Annotated in this window: 18 protein-coding genes; 8 read left to right on the forward strand and 10 right to left on the reverse strand. The window is 71.8% G+C overall.

Annotated features, from left to right (window positions below):
- The first annotated feature begins 49 nt into the window (after positions 1-49).
- Positions 50-817, forward strand: coding sequence for a hypothetical protein (locus ABZ396_RS36420; RefSeq protein WP_358921055.1), 768 nt, complete (start codon positions 50-52; stop codon positions 815-817).
- On the opposite strand, the gene ABZ396_RS36425 is transcribed toward ABZ396_RS36420, so the two are convergent.
- The 3 genes from ABZ396_RS36425 to cobT all read right to left on the reverse strand — a co-directional run bounded on the left by ABZ396_RS36425 (position 754) and on the right by cobT (position 4476).
- On the reverse strand, positions 754-1479 hold the full coding sequence (locus ABZ396_RS36425; protein ID WP_358921057.1) for a hypothetical protein: 726 nt from the start codon (positions 1477-1479) through the stop codon (positions 754-756). The genes ABZ396_RS36420 and ABZ396_RS36425 overlap by 64 nt on opposite strands.
- A gap of 10 nt (positions 1480-1489) precedes the next feature.
- A complete protein-coding gene (locus ABZ396_RS36430) occupies positions 1490-3325 on the reverse strand; it encodes a phosphatidylglycerol lysyltransferase domain-containing protein (RefSeq protein WP_358921059.1) in 1836 nt (611 codons plus the stop codon).
- A 71-nt stretch (positions 3326-3396) separates the two neighbouring features.
- Entirely contained in the window at positions 3397-4476 is a 1080-nt protein-coding gene (gene cobT, locus ABZ396_RS36435) for a nicotinate-nucleotide--dimethylbenzimidazole phosphoribosyltransferase (protein WP_358921061.1), read from the reverse strand.
- Positions 4477-4616: 140 nt separating this feature from the next.
- Between cobT and ABZ396_RS36440 the strand changes: the two genes are divergently transcribed.
- Entirely contained in the window at positions 4617-5591 is a 975-nt protein-coding gene (locus ABZ396_RS36440) for a class I SAM-dependent methyltransferase (RefSeq protein ID WP_358921063.1), read from the forward strand.
- A 105-nt stretch (positions 5592-5696) separates the two neighbouring features.
- Here the strand turns inward: ABZ396_RS36440 and ABZ396_RS36445 are convergent, their stop codons facing one another.
- Entirely contained in the window at positions 5697-6896 is a 1200-nt protein-coding gene (locus ABZ396_RS36445; RefSeq protein ID WP_358921065.1) for a bifunctional adenosylcobinamide kinase/adenosylcobinamide-phosphate guanylyltransferase, read from the reverse strand.
- A gap of 112 nt (positions 6897-7008) precedes the next feature.
- On the opposite strand from ABZ396_RS36445, the gene ABZ396_RS36450 reads away from it, so the two are divergent.
- Positions 7009-7221 carry a hypothetical protein gene (locus ABZ396_RS36450; RefSeq protein ID WP_358921067.1) on the forward strand — a complete coding sequence of 71 codons (213 nt, stop codon included), beginning with the start codon at positions 7009-7011 and terminating at the stop codon, positions 7219-7221.
- Between the two features lie 42 nt (positions 7222-7263).
- Here ABZ396_RS36450 and ABZ396_RS36455 read toward each other — a convergent pair whose 3' ends face one another.
- The 3 genes from ABZ396_RS36455 to ABZ396_RS36465 all read right to left on the reverse strand — a co-directional run bounded on the left by ABZ396_RS36455 (position 7264) and on the right by ABZ396_RS36465 (position 9873).
- Positions 7264-8343, reverse strand: coding sequence for a trypsin-like peptidase domain-containing protein (locus ABZ396_RS36455; protein ID WP_358921069.1), 1080 nt, complete (start codon positions 8341-8343; stop codon positions 7264-7266).
- A 70-nt stretch (positions 8344-8413) separates the two neighbouring features.
- Positions 8414-9115 carry a methyltransferase domain-containing protein gene (locus ABZ396_RS36460; RefSeq protein ID WP_358921071.1) on the reverse strand — a complete coding sequence of 234 codons (702 nt, stop codon included), beginning with the start codon at positions 9113-9115 and terminating at the stop codon, positions 8414-8416.
- Between the two features lie 83 nt (positions 9116-9198).
- Entirely contained in the window at positions 9199-9873 is a 675-nt protein-coding gene (locus ABZ396_RS36465; RefSeq protein WP_358921073.1) for a DUF3043 domain-containing protein, read from the reverse strand.
- Positions 9874-10159: 286 nt separating this feature from the next.
- Between ABZ396_RS36465 and ABZ396_RS36470 the strand changes: the two genes are divergently transcribed.
- From ABZ396_RS36470 to ABZ396_RS36485, 4 genes are all read left to right on the forward strand, one after another.
- Positions 10160-10951, forward strand: coding sequence for a PspA/IM30 family protein (locus ABZ396_RS36470; RefSeq protein WP_358921075.1), 792 nt, complete (start codon positions 10160-10162; stop codon positions 10949-10951).
- A gap of 28 nt (positions 10952-10979) precedes the next feature.
- Positions 10980-11258, forward strand: coding sequence for a hypothetical protein (locus ABZ396_RS36475; RefSeq protein ID WP_358921197.1), 279 nt, complete (start codon positions 10980-10982; stop codon positions 11256-11258).
- 91 nt (positions 11259-11349) lie between these two features.
- Positions 11350-12594 (forward strand): sensor histidine kinase, encoded by a 1245-nt coding sequence (locus ABZ396_RS36480; RefSeq protein ID WP_358921077.1) that lies wholly within the window; start codon positions 11350-11352, stop codon positions 12592-12594.
- Positions 12591-13274 (forward strand): response regulator transcription factor, encoded by a 684-nt coding sequence (locus ABZ396_RS36485; protein ID WP_358921079.1) that lies wholly within the window; start codon positions 12591-12593, stop codon positions 13272-13274. The genes ABZ396_RS36480 and ABZ396_RS36485 overlap by 4 nt, the downstream gene beginning before the upstream one ends.
- 156 nt (positions 13275-13430) lie before the next feature.
- On the opposite strand, the gene nadA is transcribed toward ABZ396_RS36485, so the two are convergent.
- Positions 13431-14615 (reverse strand): quinolinate synthase NadA, encoded by a 1185-nt coding sequence (gene nadA, locus ABZ396_RS36490; RefSeq protein ID WP_358921081.1) that lies wholly within the window; start codon positions 14613-14615, stop codon positions 13431-13433.
- A gap of 333 nt (positions 14616-14948) precedes the next feature.
- Between nadA and ABZ396_RS36495 the strand changes: the two genes are divergently transcribed.
- Positions 14949-15305, forward strand: a complete 357-nt coding sequence (locus ABZ396_RS36495; protein ID WP_030951236.1) for an iron-sulfur cluster assembly accessory protein — start codon at positions 14949-14951, stop codon at positions 15303-15305.
- Between the two features lie 78 nt (positions 15306-15383).
- Here ABZ396_RS36495 and ABZ396_RS36500 read toward each other — a convergent pair whose 3' ends face one another.
- Positions 15384-17147 (reverse strand): hypothetical protein, encoded by a 1764-nt coding sequence (locus tag ABZ396_RS36500; RefSeq protein ID WP_358921083.1) that lies wholly within the window; start codon positions 17145-17147, stop codon positions 15384-15386.
- 135 nt (positions 17148-17282) lie between these two features.
- Positions 17283-17492 (reverse strand): hypothetical protein, encoded by a 210-nt coding sequence (locus ABZ396_RS36505; RefSeq protein ID WP_358921085.1) that lies wholly within the window; start codon positions 17490-17492, stop codon positions 17283-17285.
- Positions 17493-17606: the final 114 nt, after the last annotated feature.

The following is a 17606-nucleotide window of genomic DNA, read 5'->3' on the forward strand; positions in this document are numbered from 1 at the left end:
ACCCGGTGGTCCGGAGGGGCCGTCTCACGGTTAGGGATAAAGTGCGCACATGGGACATTGGCTGGAACGGAACATCATCGAGCCGGGCAAACTCCCCCTGTTGCTCGCCCTGGCCGCATTCGTCCTGACCTTTGTGATCACACGGGTCGTCACCCGGCTGATCCGTGCCGGAAAGGGCCCGTTCGGCAATGTGAAGGCGGGCGGGCTGCACATCCACCATGTGGTCCCGGGAGTCGTTCTCATCGTCATCGGCGGTTTCGGCGCGGTCGCCAGCGCCCGTGACGGCTTCGGCGCGGGCCTCGCCGCGATCGTCTTCGGTATCGGTGCGGGGCTCGTCCTCGACGAGTTCGCGCTGATCCTGCACCTCGACGACGTCTACTGGACCGAGCAGGGCCGCAAGAGCGTCGAGGTCGTCGTCATCACCGCCGCGGTGGTCGGGCTGCTGCTCGCCGGGTTCTCGCCGTTCGGCGTCAACGACCTCTCGGCCGGCGAACTCCAGGACCGGACCACCGTCATCGCGAACATCGTGGCGAACTTCTTCTTCTCGCTCGTCGCCCTGAGCAAGGGCAAGGGCCGCACCGCGATCTTCGGCGTGATCGTCCCGCTGGTCGCCCTCGTCGGCGCGGCCCGCCTGGCCCGCCCCGGCTCGGCCTGGGCCCGCCGCTTCTACGGCAACCGCCCGCGCGCCCGGGCCAGGGCCGGGCTGCGCGCCTACCACCACGACCGCCGCTGGGCCCGGCTCAGCAGGACTCTTCAGGACTGGATCGGCGGCAAGCCCGACCGCCCCGAACCGGTACGGCTGCCCGGCCGCCGCTGACGCCACCGGTACCCCAGCCGCCGCCCCGCCGCCACAGCCGCGTACAGCGCCACCGCGCCCGTGAGGCCCGCCAGATGCTCCTTGCCGGCGAGGTTCTCCTTCAGTGCCACCTCCATCACCATCGCCGCCGCCACAGCGCCTGCGGTGACATACGCGCCGTACCGCCAGGCCAGGCAGACCGCGAGCCCGACTACGGCGGCCGAGGGGCCGGTGTCCACCACCCGGGCGTCCGAGGCGGCCAGGCCGAGCGGGCCGTGCGGACCCAGCGCCACACCGATGCGGGCGTACAGCGTGCCGGCGAGGGTCGCGGCATAGGCGACGGTCAGGGTCCGCCACCAGCCCAGGCACACCTCGGCGACGCCGAACACGACCAGGATCTGCGTCAGCGCGCCCCACACCGGCAGGTCCAGCGCCGGCACGAACAACGACAGGGGAGTGCGCAGCAGGGCCAGCCAGAGCGGGTCCTCGGCGCGTACGCCCCCGATGTTCTGCACGAACCGATAGCCCCACGACTGGTTCTGGGTGAACTGAAGCAGCGCCGTCAGACACACCGCCGCGACCGCCGTCGGCACCGCCCGCAGCCGCCGCTTCGCCAGCGGGCCGCGCACGGTGACGTACAGCAGACCCCACTCGGCGCGGGCCCGGCGGGCGAGCGGCTTCATGCGGTGGTCCTCATCCGTGCGAGTCTGTGCCCGTGCCGAGGTGCCGTCGGTGCAGCCACCCGGGCAGCACCGGCGCCGTGGGCCGTGTCGGCGGATTCCCGCCTGCCGACACGGCCCCCAGGAACCCCTCGGCGTGCGCCGAGGCGAGGCCGATGCGCGGCAGGTCCGCGCTCTTCTCGAAGAGCAGGAACCGGGGTTCCCAGATGGGCCGGTATTTGGCGTTGGCCCGGTACAGGGACTCGATCTGCCACCACCGGGAGAAGAAGCTCAGCAACGACCTCCACAGCCGCAGCACCGGCCCCGCGCCGAGGCGTGCGCCACGTTCGAAGACCGCCCGGAACATGGCGAAGTTGAGCGAAACCTGAGTGATCCGGATCTCTCCGGCGCGCCGCAGCAGCTCGATGACCATGAACTCCATCAGCCCGTTGTCGGAGTCCCGGTCCCGCCGCATCAGGTCGAGGGAGAGCCCGCCCGGCCCCCACGGCACGAAGGAGAGCAGCGCCCGCAGCCGCCCCTCACCGTCCGTGCACTCCAGCATCACGCACCGCCCGTCCCGGCCGTCCCCGAGCCGCCCCAGCGCCATGCTGAACCCGCGCTCGGTGGCGCCGTCCCGCCAGTCGTCGGCACGCCGGACGAGGTACGACATCTCGTCCGCCGGGATGTCCTCGTGCCGGCGGATCCGCACCGAGTACCCCGCCCGCATGACCCGGTTGTAGGCCTGCCGGACGGTCCGCATGGCCCGCCCCTCCAGCGTGAACTCGGCGACCTCGACGATCGCCTCGTCCCCCAGCTCCAGCGCGTCCAGACCATGCCGCGCGTAGACGGTCCCGGCCTCCTCGCTCGCCCCCATCACCGCCGGAATCCACCCGTGCGCCCGCGCCTCGCTCAGCCACGGCACGATCGCCCCCGGCCAGGCCTCCGGATCCCCGACCGGATCCCCGGAGGCGAGGCTCACCCCGCCCACCACCCGGTAGGCCACGGCCGCCTTCCCGGTCGGCGACCACACCACGCTCTTCTCCCGGCGCAGCGCGAAGTACCCGAGCGAGTCCCGCTCGCCGTGCCGCTCCAGCAGCGCCCGCAGCCGCTTCTCGTCGTCCTCGGTGATCGGGTCGACGGCGCGGCGGGAGCGGAAGGCGGCGTACAGGACGGTCAGGACCAGGAGCGTGCTCAGGACGTTGATGGAGACGTTCACCCAGTTGGGCGGCGCGATGTACGGGAACCGGGTGGGGTCGGCGGCGACCGAGACCAGGCGCAGGGTGCCGTAGTGCCAGCGCTCCAGGAATGTGGAACGGGCGGCGTGCGGGGCCTGGTTGGTGACGGTCACGAGGAGGGCGGCGAGCAGCGAGGCGAGGAGCCCGCCGCCGACGGCCACGGTCGCGGCGAGCCGCGGATTCGACCGGTCGCCCTTGGCGTAGAACTCCCGGCGGCCGACGAGCAGCGCGCCCACGAAGGCGGCGGTCAACACGAGCGAGATCCAGTTCTGCGCGTACCGCCGGATCTCCGGAAACGCCATGGCGAACGCGAACAGCGCGAGGAACAGCCCGCTCAGTACGAGGTTGAGGATCCAGGCGGCCCGCTTGCGCCGCCGCATGGTGATGGCGAGGAACGCGGTGAACACACCCGAGGCGAAGCCGGCGGTCAGCAGGTACGGCGTGAAGAAGTCCTCCTGGTTGTGCCGCCGCACGTCCTGCCCCAACGACACCCACACCGCGCTGAGGAAGTTGACGAAGGCGACCGCCCGCAAATACCACACAGCAAAGGCGGCGGCCCGCTGGGAAACGCTGACGGACCGCCGCCCCGCCGCACGTCCAGCACCCCACTCAAGGGCAATTCGGGCATCTCCCATGGAGATGGATCATATGGGTGCTGTCGTGATGAACCACGTCACACGCACGGACCTCGCCGCCGGTCACACCTCTACGCCTCCGGCTCCTCCGGCTTCTCCGGCTTCTCCGGCTTCTCCGGGAGTTCCGCCGCCAGGGCCGCCGCGGACTGGACCAGCGGCAGTGCGAGCAACGCTCCCGCCCCCTCGCCCACCGTCACGCCCTGTTCCAGCAGTGGCTCCAGCGCCATCCGGTCCAGCGCCTTAGCCTGACCCGGCTCCCCGCTGTCGTGGCCGGCCAGCCACCAGTCCGGCGCCCGGAACGCGACCCGCTGGGCGACCAGCGCACACGCGGCCGCCACGACCCCGTCCAGCACCACCGGCAGCTTCCGCACCGCCGCCTGCAGCAGGAACCCGGTCATCGCCGCGAGGTCGGCCCCGCCCACGGTGGCCAGCAACTGCAACTGGTCTCCGAGCACCGGCCGTGCCCGCCGCAACGCGTCCCGGATCGCCGCGCACTTCCGCATCCACGCGAGGTCGTCGATGGCGACCCCGCCCCGCCCGGTCACCACGGACGCGTCGGTACCGCACAGCGCCGCGACGAGGACGGAGGCCGCCGTGGTCCCCCCGACGCTGACATCGCCGAGCGCCACCAGATCGGTGCCGGAGTCGGCCTCCCCGTCGGCCAGCGCCACCCCCGTCCGGAAGGCCGCCTCGGCCTCCTCCAGGGTCAGCGCGTCCTCGGAGTCGATACGACCGCTGCCCCGCCGCACCCGGTGCCGTACGACCTCCGCGGGCAGCGTGTCCGGGTCGCAGTCCAGCGCCATGTCGACGATCCGCAGGGGCACCCCGAGCCGCCGGGCCAGCACCGCCACCGGGCTCGCCCCCTCCAGGATCGCCCGCACCAGCAGCCCGGCGCTGCCCGCGGGCCGCGCGGACACGCCGAGTTCGGCGACGCCGTGGTCACCGGCGAAGAGCAGGACCCGCGGCCGCTCGACCGGCCGTACCGGTACGGAACCCTGTGCGGCGGCCAGCCACTCACCCAGGTCGTCGAGGCGGCCCAGCGACCCGGGCGGCACGATCAGCCGCTCCCGGCGCGCCTCTGCGTCACGGCGCACACCGCCGTCGGGGCGCTCGATCAGATCGGTGAAGTCGTCGAGATTAAGCGAGCTCATTCGCCGAACAGTACCGGCACGGAAAGAACGGTTCGGTGGCAGATCGCCACCACACCCGCACGGCGTCTTGGCGCGCAAGATCGGTATCCCATACGTTCCGGTTTGCAGTGGACTGCGTACAGGAGCACAGGGAGCCGCCCATGCCGCCCAGACCCGAACTCCTCCCGGGCACCGACGGGTTCCACGAGCCGCGCCGTGAGGACTGCCCCTGGTGCGGCTCCAGACGTCTGCGCACCCGACTGCGCACGCCCGACCTCCTCCATCACCGGCCCGGCGTGTTCGCCGTCGACGAGTGCCGCGACTGCGCCCACGCCTTCCAGAACCCCCGGCTGACCGCAGTGGGAGTCACCCTCTACGACCGGGACTACTACGAGGGCCGCCTGGAGGACTACTACGACCGCCTCCGCGCGACCCGCGGCGGCGGCCGCCGGCACCGCGCCGCCGCCCGCGCGATGCTGGCGCTGCCGGAGCCGGAGAGCTGGCTGGACGTCGGCACGGGCCAGGCCCACTTCCCGCGCGCGGCGAGGGAACTCTTCCCGTACACATCCTTCGACGGCCTGGACTCGACCCTCCGGGTGGCGTGGGCCCAGGCCGAGGGGCACATCGAGGAGGCCCACTGCGGCCACCTGACCGCACCGGAGGTCCTCGCCCGGCTGCGCGCCCGCTACGACGTCGTCAGCATGTTCCGTCACCTGGAACACGCCCCCGACCCGCGCGCCGAACTCCGCGCCGCGCTCGCGGCGCTGCGCCCCGGCGGCCACCTCCTGATCGACGTCGCGAACCCACGCAGCGCCTTCGGCGCCCTGCTGGGCAAGTGGTGGGTCCCGTACGGCCAGCCCCGCCATCTGCATCTGGTGCCGCCGGCCAACCTGCGGGCGGAACTGGAGTCCCAGGGCTGCGAGATCCTGACAGCCGACCGGAAAGCGCCCCACGTCCCGTACGACATCTCGGCGGCGCTCACCTTGGCGCTGGGCCGGGTGTTCCCGAAGCGGTGGCTACCGGCGACGGCCCCGCTGGTGGCCGTGGCGGAGGCCGTCGACCACGCACTGGCTCCCTTGCTGCGCCGCACACCCTTCTCCAACGGGTACCGGATCATCGCGAGAAAGGGGCGCTGACAGGTCGTTGCGCGACCGCGGGCGGGTGGGGACTGGTCGCGCCCACGCGGCAAAGCCGCATATTGTCTCGCCCCGCGCCCCTTCAGGGCGCCACCCCCGCCCCCACTACCTCAGCACCACCACCTGCCCGGCCACCACCAGCACCACGTGCTCGCACTCACCCGCGAACGCCGCGTTCAACCGCCCCAGTTCATCCCGGTACCGCCTCCCCGACGCCGTGGCCGGCACGATCCCCGACCCCACCTCGTTGGACACCGCGACCAGCGTCCGCCGGGTCGACCGCACCGCCTCCGTCAGCTCCCGCACCCGCTCCCGCAGCGCCTTCTCCCCGCCCGACGCCCATTCCGTGTCGTCCCAGGCCCCGACGGAGTCCATAGCGTCCGTCAGCCACAGCGACAGACAGTCGACCAGCAACGGAGGCCCGTCCTGCGTCAGCAACGGCACCAGGTCACAGGTCTCCGTCGTACGCCACGACCCCGGCCGCCGCTCCCGGTGCGCGGCCACCCGCGCCGCCCACTCGGTGTCCCCGCCGCGCGTCCCGCCCGTGGCGACGTACAGCACGTCGGGGAAGGCCTCCAGCCGCCGCTCGGCCTCCACGGACTTGCCGGACCGCGCCCCGCCCAGCACCAGCGTCCGGCGCGGAACGTCGGGCACCTCCTCGTACACCCCCACCGTCAGCGTCGTACCGTCCGGCACGGCGCGCGCCCCGGCCGCCGCCAGCCGCCGCCGAAGCTCCGCGCCGGGCGGCACGTCGTGGTCGACATGGACGGCGATGACGTCCGTCGTCGGCCCCACCGAACCGACCGCCCGCAGCCGCGCCAGCGCGTCCGGCCGCCCCACGAGGTCCAGGAGCGCCATGTCGTACGACTCCGTGCTCCCGTTCTCCAGCCCGGCCGGTGCGCTGCCCGGCGGCAGATACAGCAGCCGCTGCCCGTCGGGTCCGGTCACCGCGTACCCGGTGCCGCCCGCGTCCATCGCCACCGCCCGCACCCGGTGCCCGGTCAGGAGCGCCAGCTCCCGCCCGTCCGGCACCCGCCCCGGCTGGGGCAGCCCGGCCGGCACCTCGACGGCGGGCCCGTCGTGCGGATGCGACAGGAGCACCTGCCGTACGCCCCCGAGCGACCGCCCGGCCCGTGCCGCGGCGAACGCCGCGCCCGGCGTCAGATCGAGCAGCAGTGTTCCGTCGACGAGCACCGCCGTGGCGGCCCGGGCGTCCTCCCCGACGGCGCAGGCACAGGCCGCGCAGGGACAGTCCGGGCGGGGCAGGCCCGCGGGAGCACCGGTACCGAGCAAAGTCACTTCCACGCCCTGATTTTCACCCGACGCGACGAGTCCTGCGCTCAGTGGTAGTCCCGAAGGGGTCCTGCACCTGGCACTGACCCCATACGATGCACCAGTTGGATCAAAGGAGGCCTGCATGACGGCATGGATGTGGCGGTTCGAGAAGGCCGACGGGACGGAGGTCCAGCCCGCGGTGGAGCCCGAGGAGTTCACCACCCAGGGCGACGCCGAGTCCTGGCTCGGCGAGCAGTGGAAGGCCCTGCTGGCCGGCGGCGCCGACCAGGTGCGGCTCTACGAGGACGCCGCCGAGATCTACGGTCCGATGAGCCTGCACGCGGACGAGTCCTGAGCGGTGCCGGTCCGGGGCGGCCCCCTGTGGGCCGCCCGGCCGTCACTGCTCGCCCAGCGTCACCTCCACCGTCCGCGCGATGCCGTTCCGGTGGTACGTCACCGTCGTCTTCTGCCCCGGCCGGGCCGTGGCGAGCGACTCGGCCAGTGAGGTGATGGTGGTGATGTCGTCGTCACCCACCTTGGTGATGATGTCCCCGGGCCGGATGCCCGCCTTGTCGGCCGCGCCGCCCCGCTTCACGGTCACCACGGCCACACCGGCGGGCTGGTAGTTCACGTCGACGACCGTGCGCGCGGTGATGCCGAGCGCGGCCCGGCCTGAGTCGACGACCTTGCCCTGCTTGATGATCTGGTCGGCGACCGTCTTCACCATCGACGCCGGGATGGCGAACCCGATCCCTGGCGCCGCGCTGCCGCCGAGCTGGGGGTCGCTCGCGGCGAGCGTCGGGATGCCGATGACCTGGCCGTCCAGGTTGACCAGGGCGCCGCCGCTGTTGCCGGGGTTGATGGCGGCCGAGGTCTGCACCATGTTGGCAATGGTGGCGCCGGTGCCGCCGTCCTCGGGGTTCTCGCTGACGGTCCGTCCGGTCGCCGAGACGATGCCCTCGGTCACGCTGGACGACAGCCCGAGCGGCGAGCCCATGGCGAGCGTGATCTGCCCGACATCGACCTTCTCGGTGTCCCCGAAGGCTGCCGCCTTCAGCCCGCCGGGGATCTTGTCGAGCCTGATGACCGCCAGGTCCTGCTCGGGGTAGGAGTAGACGAGCGTCGCGGTGAGCGGTTGCTCGTTGTTGGCGGTCGTCACCCTGAACTTCTTCTCGTTCCCGACGACGTGCGCGTTGGTGACGATGTGCCCGTTGCCGTCGTAGACCACGCCCGAGCCCAGGTCGCTGGTGGCCTGGATCTGCACGACCGACGGCAGGACGTCCTTGATCACCTTCTGGTACTGGTCCTGCAGATCGGCAGCCACCCTGGGAACGGCCGCCACCTGGGCGGCCTGGGTGGTCGAGCCGTCCTCGGCCGTGTCGCTGTCGAAGGCGGAGCAGCCGGAGACGAGGGCGAGGCAGCAGGAGCCGAGCGCGGCGGCCGTACGGAAGATCCGGCGGGTACGGGAAACGTCCATGCCCCCGAGTCTCGTCGCGGGGTGCCGGTCCGGCTCGCGCTGCTCACCCGAACGAGCAGGACGCGGTGGGTCAGCCGCGGACTCCGCACAGGTGCAGCAGCGCCGCCACCGCCCGGTACGGATCCGTCCGCCCGGCCCGCTCCTCCACCGCCAGCAGCGTCTCCACGTCGGCGGCTGGTTCGGCGCCGTCCGCGGCCGTGTCCGTGAACACCCGTACGCCGTACCAGGAATGCAGCGGCGCACCGATGCCGGCGAGTGCGGCGGTGAGGGTGCTCAGCCGGTCGGCCCGCACCTCCATGCCCAGCCGGTTGCGGTACGAGACGGTGTCAAAGGCAGCCAGCGCCCCCGCCCAGTCCCCGCTCAGCCCCGGCCGCATGGCCAGCGCGTCGGCGTTGCGCACCAGCAGCGAGAGCAGTCCGCCCGGGGCCAGCATCCGGGCCAGTCCGGCCAGCAGCGCGTCCGGCTCCTCGACGTACATCAGCACACCGTGGCAGAGCACCACGTCGAAGCTGCCCGGCAGGAAGTGGACGCCCGTGTCCCGCCCGTCCCCCTGGACGATCCGTACCCGGTCGCGGATCCCCTGCGGCTCACCGGCCAGGGCCTCCCGCGCGGCCGCGGTCATCGTCGGGTCCCGCTCGATGCCGGTCACCTGGTGCCCGGCCCGGGCCAGCCGCAGCGCCTGCGTGCCCTGGCCCATCCCGACGTCGAGCACCCGCAGCCGCTGACCGACCCGGAACCGCCCGGCTATCTGCTCGTCGAGCTGCCGGGCCACCAGCTCCTGCCGTACGACATCACGCAGTCCGCCCAGCTTGGTCAGCCAGGCCTTCGCCGCACCCCCGGAGAAAGGCTCTGCGCTCAGGGCCGCTCTCCGCGCTTGACCTGCGGCTTGGGCAGCCGGAGCCGGCGCATCTGCAGGGAGCGCATCAGACCGTAGGCGACGGCGCCCTTCTTGTTCTGGTCCGGGAAACGCTCGTTCAGCCGCTTGCGCAGCCGGAAACCGCTCACCGCCGCGTCGAGCACGATCAGCACGATCACGACCAGCCACAGCAGCAGCGCGATGTTCTTGATCGCCGCGTTGTTGACCACGCTCATGACCAGGATGATCACGGCCAGCGGCAGGAAGAACTCCGCCACGTTGAAGCGCGAGTCGACCCAGTCGCGGGCGAACCTGCGGACCGGGCCCTTGTCACGGGCCGGCAGGTACCGCTCGTCGCCACTGGCCAGCGCCTGGCGCTGCCGCTCCATGGCGGCGCGCCGGTCCTCGCGTTGACGCTTGGCGGCGTCCTTGCGGTTCGTCGGCGTGTTGGCCACGCTGCGGCGCTGGGTCTGGGCCGCACTGCGCTTGGGCGTGGGCCTGCCCTTGGGCGCCTGCGGGTTACGGGTCTGCTTGGAGTCGGTCACCACGGCCTTGTCGGCGGGGGCCTTCTCATCCTTGGCACGGCTACGGAACACAAAACCCAAGGGTACGGGGTGGTGGGGTGTGGGCCCTAGTCCGGCGGGGAACGATCCCGCAACGTCAGTCGTCTCCAATAGGGGACAGAGGGGACGTTGCAGACGGTTCGCTCGGGTCGTACGACGTCGACACGGCGTTGTACGGGGGATGTACGACGGTTGCGCGCGGGTTCACCGGGGGGCCACCCCCGGCACACCCCGGGGGCCACCTACTACCTGTGCCGGAGTGGAGGCGACCGCAGTCGTCCTTGGGGATGAGCGCATCGGTCCCCGAACAGTGCGGTAATGGAGGCAGGGCCCGTACTGTGGGTTCTGTCGCAGGATCTGTGAGCTGGAGTCCGTCAGAAGGGGGCGCGCGAAGCCCATGAGCGGTGTCATGAAGCGTATGGGGATGATCTTCCGCGCGAAGGCGAACAAGGCCCTGGACAGGGCCGAGGACCCGCGCGAGACCCTCGATTACTCGTACCAGAAGCAGCTGGAGCTGCTGCAGAAGGTGCGCCGCGGGGTGGCCGACGTGGCCACCTCCCGCAAGCGACTCGAACTCCAGCTGAACCAGCTCCAGCAGCAGTCCACCAAGCTGGAGGACCAGGGCCGCAAGGCGCTCGCGCTCGGCCGCGAGGACCTCGCCCGCGAGGCGCTGTCCCGTCGCGCCGCCCTCCAGCAGCAGGTGACCGACCTGGAGACCCAGCACGCCACCCTCCAGGGCGAGGAGGAGAAGCTCACCCTCGCGGCCCAGCGCCTCCAGGCCAAGGTGGACGCCTTCCGTACGAAGAAGGAGACGATCAAGGCCACCTACACCGCCGCCCAGGCCCAGACCCGCATCGGCGAGGCCTTCTCCGGCATCTCCGAGGAGATGGGCGACGTCGGCCTCGCCATCCAGCGCGCCGAGGACAAGACGCAGCAGCTCCAGGCCCGCGCCGGCGCCATCGACGAACTGCTCGCCTCCGGCGCCCTCGACGACCCGTCCGGTATGGCCAAGGACGACATCGCCGCCGAGCTGGACCGCCTCTCCGGTGGTACGGATGTAGAGCTGGAGCTGCAGCGGATGAAGGCCGAGCTGGCCGGCGGCCAGCCGCAGCAGGCGATCGAGGGCGGCACCGGCCAGGGCCAGCAGTCGCAGCAGCCGCAGGACACCCCGCGCTTCGACAAGCAGTAGCCGACGCCTGGAGGGCGACATGGCCGACATGGTCGTAAGGATCATGGGGGAGGGCCAGGTGAGGCTGGCCGACAGTCACCTCACCGAACTGAACAAGCTGGACGACGAGCTCATGGCGCAGACGGAGTCCGGTGACGAGGCCGCCTTCCGCCGCACCCTGGGCGCCCTCCTGGACAAGGTCCGGGAACTGGGCGAGCCACTCCCGGACGACGCCCTGGAGCCCTCGGACCTGATCCTGCCGTCCCCGGACGCGAGCCTGGAGGAGGTCCGGGCACTCCTGAGGGACGACGGTCTGATTCCGGGCTGACGCTCACACCGTCGGCCCCTCCGACGGTTCCCCCAGCGGGCGGTGGCCGCCTCGGTTCCGGCCCGCACGAAGCACCCGTACTGTTCAGACCGTGAGCCCCTTCGAGAGAGCCCGCTGCCGAGTCGGCGCCCATCCACTCGCCGTGGACGCGGTCATCGCCGCAGGCGCTCTCGTGTGCATGGTCGTCAGCTCTTTCGCCGTCCCGCACGGAGAGCACGGCGTCGCCTGGGGCATCCGCACCCCGGACACCCTCAGCCTGGTCCTGATGACGCTCGCCGCCGCGGCCCTGGTCTTCCGCCGGCACGCCCCGAAGACCGTCCTGGCCGTCACCGGCGCGGCCTCCGTCGTCGAGTGCGTCACCGGCGACCCCCGCGCCCCCGTCGCGATGGCGGCCGTCGTCTCCCTCTTCACCGTCGCCGCCGCCACCGACCGCCGTACCACCCTGCGGGCCGGCCTGCTCACCATGACCGTGCTGACGACCGCCGCGATGGCCGCGGGCCCCCTCCCGTGGTACGCCCAGGAGAACCTCGCGATCTTCGCCTGGACCGGCATCGGCGCCACCGCCGGGGACGCGGTCCGCAGCCGACGGGCCGTCGTCCAGGCCATCCGCGAACGCGCCGAGCGGGCCGAGCGCACGCGTGAGGAGGAGGCCCGCCGCCGGGTCGCCGAGGAGCGGCTGCGCATCGCCCGTGACCTGCACGACGTCGTCGCCCACCACATCGCCCTGGTCAATGTGCAGGCGGGAGTGGCCGCGCACGTCATGGACAAGCGGCCCGACCAGGCCAAGGAGGCCCTCGCCCACGTCCGCGAGGCCAGCCGCTCCGCGCTCAACGAACTGCGCGCCACCGTCGGCCTGCTCCGCCAGTCCGGCGACCCCGAGGCCCCCACCGAACCGGCCCCCGGTCTGCACCTTCTCGAAGAGCTCGCCGACACCTTCCGCAACGCCGGTCTCCAGGTCGAGGTGGCCCGCGCCGACCAGGGCACCACCCTGCCGGCCGCCGTGGACCTCGCCGCTTACCGGATCATCCAGGAGGCCCTGACCAACGTGCAGAAGCACGCGGGCCCCGAGGCCAAGGCCGAGGTCAGCGTCATACGCGTGGGACCGCACATCGAGGTCACCGTCCTCGACAACGGCTCCGGCGAGGACACCGCCCCCGAGGTCGGCGGCGGCCACGGCCTGCTCGGCATGCGCGAGCGGGTCACCGCCCTGCGCGGCACCCTCACCACCGGTCCCCGCTACGGCGGCGGCTTCCGCGTCCATGCGATCCTGCCGGTCAAGACCGACGCCGACGGCCGTACGAACGCCCGGACGGCCGCCCTGGGGGATTCCGTATGACGATCCGTGTCCTGCTCGCCGACGACCAGGCCCTGCTGCGCAGCGCGTTCCGCGTGCTCGTCGACTCCGAGCCCGACATGGAGGTGGTCGGCGAGGCCTCCGACGGCGCCGAGGCGGTGCGGCTGACCAGGGAGACCGGGGCCGAGGTGGTCCTGATGGACATCCGGATGCCGGGCACGGACGGCCTGGCCGCCACCCGCCTCATCAGCGAGGACCCGTCCCTCGCCCGGGTCCGGGTCGTCATCCTCACCACCTTCGAGGTCGACGACTACGTGGTGCAGGCGCTGCGCGCGGGCGCCTCCGGCTTCCTCGGCAAGGGCAGCGAACCCGAGGAACTCCTGAGCGCCATCCGGATCGCCGCCGGCGGTGAGGCCCTGCTCTCCCCGACCGCCACCAAGGGCCTGATCGCCCGCTTCCTCGCCCAGGGCGACGCGGCCGGCGACGGCCGTGACCCTGCCCGCTCCGAGCGGCTCGACGCCCTCACCTCACGTGAGCGTGAGGTTCTCGTCCAGGTCGCCGGCGGACACTCCAACGACGAGATCGCCGAGCGCCTGGAGGTCAGCCCGCTGACCGTGAAGACGCACGTCAACCGGGCCATGGCCAAGCTGGGCGCACGGGACCGCGCACAGCTCGTGGTGATCGCGTACGAGTCGGGGCTGGTCCGTCCGCGGACGGACTGATCTCCACCCGGGCGTACTGCGCCGGGAGTAGGAGCCGGATAAAGGAACGGGGCCAGTGAGCGACGGCCGGTTCCCGGAAACACCGGGAACCGGCCGTCGGCGCGTTGTCGGCTGCGTAGGCCGTGGACTCGCCCGTCTCGGGGAGACACCGGGCGGCTAGGGCAGCGCCAGCATCCGCTCCAGCGCCAGCTTGGCGAACGCCTCCGTCTCCTTGTCGACCTCGATCCGGTTGACCAGGTTGCCCTCGGCCAGCGACTCCAGGGTCCAGACCAGGTGGGGCAGGTCGATGCGGTTCATGGTGGAGCAGAAGCAGACGGTCTTGTCGAGGAAGACGATCTCCTTGCCCTCGGGAGCGAAACGGTTCGCCAGCCGGCGGACCAGGTTCAGCTCCGTGCCGATCGCCCACTTGGAGCCTGCCGGGGCGGCTTCGAGGGCCTTGATGATGTACTCGGTCGAACCGACGTGGTCCGCCGACGCCACGACCTCGTGCCTGCACTCCGGGTGGACGAGGACGTTCACACCGGGGATGCGCTCGCGCACGTCGTTGACCGAGTCCAGACCGAAGCGGCCGTGCACCGAGCAGTGGCCGCGCCACAGGATCATCTTCGCGGCCCGCAGCTCGTCGGCCGTGAGCCCGCCGTTCGGCTTGTGCGGGTTGTAGACCACGCACTCGTCCAGGGACATGCCCAGATCGCGGACGGCGGTGTTGCGGCCCAGGTGCTGGTCGGGGAGGAACAGCACCTTCTCGCCCTGCTCGAAGGCCCACTCCAGGGCCCGCTGCGCGTTCGACGAGGTGCAGATGGTGCCGCCGTGCTTGCCGGTGAACGCCTTGATGTCCGCGGACGAGTTCATGTACGAGACGGGGACGACCTGCTCGGCCGTCCCGGCCTCCGTCAGCACGTCCCAGCACTCGGCGACCTGCTCGGCCGTCGCCATGTCGGCCATGGAGCAGCCGGCCGCCAGGTCGGGAAGGACCACCTTCTGGTCGTCCGAGGTCAGGATGTCGGCGGACTCGGCCATGAAGTGCACACCGCAGAAGACGATGTACTCGGCCTCCGGGCGGGCGGCCGCGTCCCGGGCCAGCTTGAAGGAGTCGCCCGTGACATCGGCGAACTGGATGACCTCGTCGCGCTGGTAGTGGTGGCCGAGCACGAAGACCCTGTCGCCGAGCTTCTCCTTGGCCGCGCGGGCGCGCGCGACCAGGTCCGGGTCGGACGGCGAGGGCAGGTCGCCGGGACACTCGACGCCCCGCTCGCTCCTCGGGTCGGCCTCACGGCCGAGCAGCAGCAGGGCGAGCGGAGTCGGCTGTACGTCGAGCTCCGTGGTCTGGGCGGTGGTCACGGCACACACCCTTTCTACTTTTCGTCGTTCTGACGTTATCTATCATAACCGCTTCACGTCACTTTGACGAAGCCCATTGTGTCGATGTGACGTGAATCCCGGTGCCATACGGGAGAGTTGCGGGGAGGTGGCCGCCGGATGGTCCCCTTGTGGGAATGTCACGGAGTACGGTCGTCACCCTCGTCCACAGGCCGCTGTGCGTGACTTCGGGCATGTGCGAGCATGAAGACAGAGAAAAACGCGAGGACGCGTATGCCGGCCCGGAATGAAACAGCGGCCCCGCCGGTTGCACTCGTCGGCAAGCAGTCTCCGTACAACCCGGGAGAGATGTAGATGTCCGTATCGGACGAGACCAGCACCGCCACCGACGGCATCATCCTGAGTGACGCCGCCGCGGCCAAGGTCAAGGCCCTGCTCGACCAGGAAGGCCGCGACGACCTCGCCCTGCGTGTCGCCGTCCAGCCCGGTGGCTGCTCCGGCCTGCGCTACCAGCTCTTCTTCGACGAGCGTTCCCTCGACGGTGACGTCGTCAAGGACTTCGGCGGTGTCAAGGTCGTCACCGACCGCATGAGCGCTCCCTACCTGGGCGGCGCCTCGATCGACTTCGTCGACACCATCGAGAAGCAGGGCTTCACGATCGACAACCCGAACGCGACCGGCTCCTGCGCCTGCGGCGACTCCTTCAGCTGAGCCGACCGGCCGGCCGGCACGGCAGAGCAGAACGAAGGCGGCGGTCCCTCTCCGAGGGGCCGCCGCCTTCGTGTGTCCTCAGCCCACCTGCGGGTCGAGCGTGGTCGCCTTCTCCTTCGGGACCGCCATGCCGTCCGTGCCGACCACCTTCCGGCCGTCCAGCGGCGCGTCGAGACGCACCGTCTGGTGGTACTGCTTGGCGATCATGATGCAGATCTTGTCCGGCCAGGGCGTCTCGGTCACCTTGACCACCACCTGCTCCGAACCCTCGTCCGCGGAGACCTTGTAGTCGGCGCACACCCCGCCGGTGAAGGCGACGGTCAGATTCCTGCCGTCGGCCGTGTAGCCGTCCACCTTCACGTCCTTCGGCGTCCCCGGGGAGGAACTCGGCGCCGGCGAGGAGGCGGAGGCCAGGTACTTCGGCTCCACCGCCGGATAGGTGACGGTGTACGAGTCCGCCGCGCCGCGCACCTGGAACAGCCAGGACGGCACCAGCGCCTGCCGGGCGGCGACGGACTGCGCGGCCAGCCCGAACACCGCGTGCTGGATCACGGCCGAGGAGGCCGGGGAAGCGGACGGCGTCGACCCGGCGCACGGCTGCTCCAGCCGGTCCTTCAGCGGTACCGAACTGGCGCAGCCGCCGATGCCCATCCGGTGGTCGGAGCCGGGCGCCGCGTTCATCAGGTCCAGCGTCTTCGCGGCGCTCAGCGCCGGATACGTGTCGCCCTTGGCCGGCGTCGCCAGCATCCCGTTGCCGCCGACGACCTCGCCCCGCTGGCTCACGGTCAGGCCGGTCGTCCAGCCGTACGTCGGCAGTCCGCCCACGACCGGATCGGCGTTCACCGCCCGCCGGGCGCCCGTGACCTGGCTCGCGTCGAGCTTCGCGTCGTCCTGGCCGAGCGCCTTCAGAACCGGCGCCGCCGCCTTCTCCGCGGCGGAGACGCTCACGGGATCACCGGCCGGCGCCGCCGGATCCTGCGTACACACGAGCGTGCCCTCGCAGTTGTCGGTGCCGGGGGCGTAGCGGCTGTACGTCCAGATGCCCGGGGCTGCCCTGTTCACCTGCAGACTTCCGCCGGAGCCGTCCTTGTCGGTGCCGACCTTCCACATCTGGCCCTCGGCGACCGGCGTCCCCTCCACCCCGAGCGCCTTCGCCAGCTCGGCCACCCGGTCCTGGGAGACCTCACCGGACGGCTGGTACACCGTGGCCGAGCGGGGGCCGTCGGGGAGTGTTCCGCCCGCCGTGTAGGTCACGCCGTAGGGGTTGGGCTCGCCGGGGGCTATGCCGTTGCCTCCGGAGGAGTAACCGTCAAGGGCGAGCGGCGGAGGAGTGGAGCCACCGGAGTCCCCGGTCCCGGCCCCCGTACCACCGCCGGAGCCGGTGCTCGCGGCGAGATAGGCGCCTCCGCCACCTACCAGGAGTACGGCGGCGGCCACGGAGGCGATGACGACGGCGGGGGAGCGGCGGCGGGCGGGGCGGTCGGCCCCGGGCGCCTCGGGCACTTCGGGAGCACCGGAAGGAGAGGCCACTTCCGGCTCGGGGGCCGTATCCGGCTGGGGAGCCTCGGCCGTGGTGGGGGCCGTGTCCGGCTGGGGGCTTCCGGCGGGCCCGGGTATCGCCCCTGCGGCGGGGGGCGCTGTCGGCTCGGGGGCCGTTTTCGGATCGGCCGGGGTTCGCTCCCGCTCCGGGGGCTCGGGTGCGGTGCTCTCGGCGGGCCCCGCGGTGGACCGGGCGTCGGTCTCGGGAGCCTTCGGCGACTCCGTCGGCTCCTGGGCCTCGGGGGCCTCCCCGGCGGTGCCCGCGGCCGTGTCGTCGTCGTTCTCGGGTCGCTCGCTCTTCACCGCATCGCTCCTTGCCGCCTGTCGTATCCCGTCTCCCCTTCACGGGGGACGGCGATGGGACGCGGGAGGGGAGCGCGCGGTTCCCTGGAAACGCGCCGGGCGGCATGGGGGTAGTGACCCTGCGGGTCAATACAGCTAGTCGCCGTACTCGGACATCGCGTCCAGCAGCTTGGCCGACTTCTTCGGCACGGTCACCCCGTGGATGAGTGACGGCGGCACCGGCCGGGCATCGCTGTGATCAGGAACCGCCCAGTGCGGGGCCATCCGCGCGCAGTCACCGCGCAGCGACGCCAGGTCGCCGTCGAGGTCGGCCGGAGCGGGGGCGTGGACCTTGAGGTTCGTCATGACCGAACGGTATGCACGCCGAGCGCCGCGAAGAAAGATCTACTATCGGGTAGTTTTGCCACCTTCAGGGCGCCCCCGCCGACCCGGTAGCGTTAACTGTCAATAACGCCTCCC

It is taken from the genome of Streptomyces sp. NPDC005866 (assembly GCF_040629895.1).
Classification (GTDB): domain Bacteria; phylum Actinomycetota; class Actinomycetes; order Streptomycetales; family Streptomycetaceae; genus Streptomyces.